The sequence below is a fragment of the Candidatus Poribacteria bacterium genome, from assembly GCA_028820845.1.
In the GTDB taxonomy this organism is placed as follows: Bacteria; Poribacteria; WGA-4E; order WGA-4E; family WGA-3G; genus WGA-3G.
Genome location: JAPPII010000111.1, coordinates 1 through 3,166, shown reverse-complemented (window position 1 = coordinate 3,166; position 3,166 = coordinate 1). Strand labels below are relative to the sequence as shown.

Sequence of the window (3,166 nt, the reverse complement as noted above, 5' to 3'; positions counted from 1 at the left end):
CTGGGTTTTAAAATAGTGTAGAAGAAACACGGTTAGCCACTTACCGAGTTTATGTCCGGTGTGTTCTGGCAGGACGGCGAGCATATCAATATAGCCGACTTGTTTGCCATCGGTAGACCTATTCCAACCGCATGCCGTGCCGATCGGAATATCCTTGTGAACGACGAAACAGAAGCCGTCTGGATCAAAATTGGGTTGGTTAATAATGTCGGCGTAGGCATCTTGAACGGTTCTGCCGAGGTCTACGAATGCTGTATCCATGATTCGTGCCCAGTGCGCTTCGTCGCCTTTTCGATAGGTTCGGATGTGTTAGCCTTCTGGACACTGGAGTTGCGGCAGGTGCTCTAAATCATGCCGTACCATTCTGAGTTGATCTTCGACCATACATTTAACTTGATACTTTCGACCACAGTTCCTCAGAGAGTGTTTCTTTAACGTTTGCAATTTGGGTTGAAGGATGCGGCAGTTTCAAATTTTCAAAAATATCTCGCCACCGCTCTGATTGCCCTTCTTCAACGTAGACAGGCACGAATCCTAAATTGAGATAGGTTTTAATGGCAGGGATCCGAAAATCGTCGGTGTCCAGCATGACACTTATGAATCTGTTGTCGCGAAAGTAGTGGAGAACGGCGAGTGAGACCCATTTTCCGAGTTTGTGCCCGGTGTGTTCGGCGACAACACCGACCATGTGTACGTATCCGACCTCCTTTTCATCTATGGATTGCCGCCAAGCGCAGGCAGTTCCGACAGGGGTGCCACGGTGCGTTGCGAAGTAGAATCCGTCGGGAACGAAGACATCCCTGCCTGTAATCTCGTTTCGTGTATCTTGGGGGGTGCGTTCTCTGCCACCGAAGGAATCGCTGATGATCCGTGCCCAGTGTGCCTCATCTCCGTTGCGGTAGGTGCGGATATCATAGCCTAGCGGAAGTTGTAGTTCCGGTAAGTCTTTTAAATTCGGACGGACCATTCTGAGTTGTCGCGGCATCTACGTCTCCTTGCCTTTTTATTTCTGATTAGCATTCCAGTGCGTTGAATTATAGCATACCTCAAAAATTCGTGCAAAACCTTTACAATATTTTCCAAAAACGGTATAATAGTCTTCAGCAATTAGCCATCAGCAATCGGCATTTAGCGATTCGCCGTCGGTTAGAACTATCCGATTCAAATTGCAGCTACTGGAAGTACGGAAACAGTCGTGTAAAGGTGGGACATCAGTGAAAGAAAAAAATAAAAGCAGACCTAATATTGTGCTTGTCGGTTTTATGGGAACTGGGAAGACTTCTATCGGTAAACGACTTGCTACACGGCTCCGAATGCGGTACGTGGATACGGACGACATTATTGAGCGTGATAGTGGGCGTTGTATTAGCGACATCTTCTCGGAGGATGGGGAGGAGACTTTTCGCGAACTCGAAAGTGAAGCGGTTCGTAAAGTGTCAAAATTGAACAATCATATTATCTCTACCGGTGGTGGTGTGGTCTTGAAGGAAACGAATATGGCGGAATTGAAACGTAACGGGACTGTTTTTTGTTTAACAGCGACACCGGAAGAGATTTACCGACGGGTCCAGCATCAGTCGCACCGTCCTTTGCTCCAGACACCTGATCCGCTCGCGAAGATAAAATCGATGCTGGAAGATCGCCATCCGTACTATGTGAAGGCAGATTATATGGTGGAAACGACGGGATGCTCATTTGAAGCGGTAATGGCGTACATCAAACGGGTGTTCATGGAGAGTGTCAGGGAGTCGAAATGACAAGAACCTTACGCGTAGAACTCGGAGAGAACAGTTATCCGATTGTTGTCGGTGCTGGACTATTGAATCGAGTTGGTGAACTGCTCACACCGCTTATGAAATCGAATAAGTGCTGATCGTTTCGGACGCGTTTGTTAAAGCGGCGTACATGCCTGTCGTTCATCGCAGCTTGACCGATGCCGGACTTGACGTAAACGCTGTTGAGATTCCGGTTGGCGAAGAGAGCAAATCGTTGGCGGAATTCTCTCGGGTACAGGACAGTTTGGTGGCGCATCAACTCGACCGTGGTTCAACGCTTATTGCCTTCGGGGGCGGTGTTGTTGGGGATTTAGGAGGCTTTGCGGCGGCGGTGTATATGCGTGGTATCTCTTACCTCCAGATTCCGACGACGCTGCAGGCACAAGTTGACGCGAGCGTCGGCGGCAAGACGGCAATAAATCATCCGAAGGGCAAAAACCTCATCGGCGCGTTTCACCAACCGAAATTGGTCATCATTGATGTGGATACACTCAAGACCTTACCCCAACGCGACATCCGAGCTGGACTTATTGAAGTTATCAAGATGGGTGTTATCCGGGATGAACTGCTGTTTGAAATGGTTGCGGAAAACTTGGAAGCAATCTTAAATGTAGAAAACACGACGCTGATTGAAATGATCTCAAGTGCGTGTGTCAACAAAGCGGAAATCGTTGCGAAAGACGAAAAAGAGAGCCGTTTGCGAATGGTGCTTAACTATGGACATACCTTTGGACACGCGCTTGAGGCGCTGACGCATTACAATAGATACCGGCACGGTGAGGCGGTCTCTATCGGGATGAATTGTGCGGCGCAATTGGCGGTTAATTTGCGGATGTTCTCTGAGACCGATTTTCAACGGCAGCGTTCGCTTTTGAAACGTGCAAAATTGCCGCTGAATTTTCCAGACGATCTTACGCCAGAAGCACTCTGTGAGGCTATGTATTTAGACAAAAAGACGCTCGGTGGGAAACTCCGCCTCATCTTACCGACGCGTATCGGGGAAGTTGTTATCCGTGACGATGTAAACGATTCTCAGGTTTTAGAAGCTATATCGCAATGTTTTTAATAGTTTTCAGTACGATTTTTCTGCGAAAAATCTTTCAGTACTCAGTTAAGACATTGTGGTGGTTACCTTTCCTGCTACTGCCACAAGGTACCTCTTTAACTGATAACTGAAAGCGCAGCGTACTGACAACTGACAACCACTCGCGAGGAATATAATATTTATGCTAAAAATAATTCAATGGGTTGCCATCTGCTTGGTTTTATGTTTAAGCGTTGGCACTGCATTCAGCCAAGGTTTGTCGCCACCGTCGAACGTTACGGCAGTGGATACACCAAACGATGATGGGTCCAGTATCACGATTACGTGGGACGCAACGGCTGAGGGA

The 3,166-nt window shown here is 47.8% G+C and carries 4 protein-coding genes; 2 read left to right on the top strand and 2 right to left on the bottom strand.

Annotated features, from left to right (window positions below; translation table 11 throughout):
* Positions 1 to 261: GNAT family N-acetyltransferase (locus tag OXN25_20120; GenBank protein ID MDE0427168.1), on the bottom strand; the 261-nt coding region annotated here is incomplete at its 3' end.
* A gap of 127 nt (positions 262 to 388) precedes the next feature.
* Positions 389 to 985 carry a GNAT family N-acetyltransferase gene (locus OXN25_20115; protein MDE0427167.1) on the bottom strand — a complete coding sequence of 199 codons (597 nt, stop codon included), beginning with the start codon at positions 983 to 985 and terminating at the stop codon, positions 389 to 391.
* Positions 986 to 1,214: 229 nt separating this feature from the next.
* Here OXN25_20115 and OXN25_20110 point away from each other — a divergent pair, with 229 nt between their 5' ends.
* Together OXN25_20110 and aroB are read left to right on the top strand one after the other, a co-directional pair.
* Complete coding sequence (locus OXN25_20110; GenBank protein ID MDE0427166.1) at positions 1,215 to 1,757, top strand: shikimate kinase; 543 nt, start codon at positions 1,215 to 1,217, stop codon at positions 1,755 to 1,757.
* A 109-nt stretch (positions 1,758 to 1,866) separates the two neighbouring features.
* A complete protein-coding gene (aroB, locus tag OXN25_20105) occupies positions 1,867 to 2,841 on the top strand; it encodes a 3-dehydroquinate synthase (protein MDE0427165.1) in 975 nt (324 codons plus the stop codon).
* Positions 2,842 to 3,166: the final 325 nt, after the last annotated feature.

What these genes read in the sequence shown, in the direction of transcription:
- OXN25_20115 (MDE0427167.1), bottom strand. Translation starts at nt 985, where the DNA reads ATGCCGCGACAACTCAGAATGGTCCGTCCGAATTTAAAAGACTTACCG.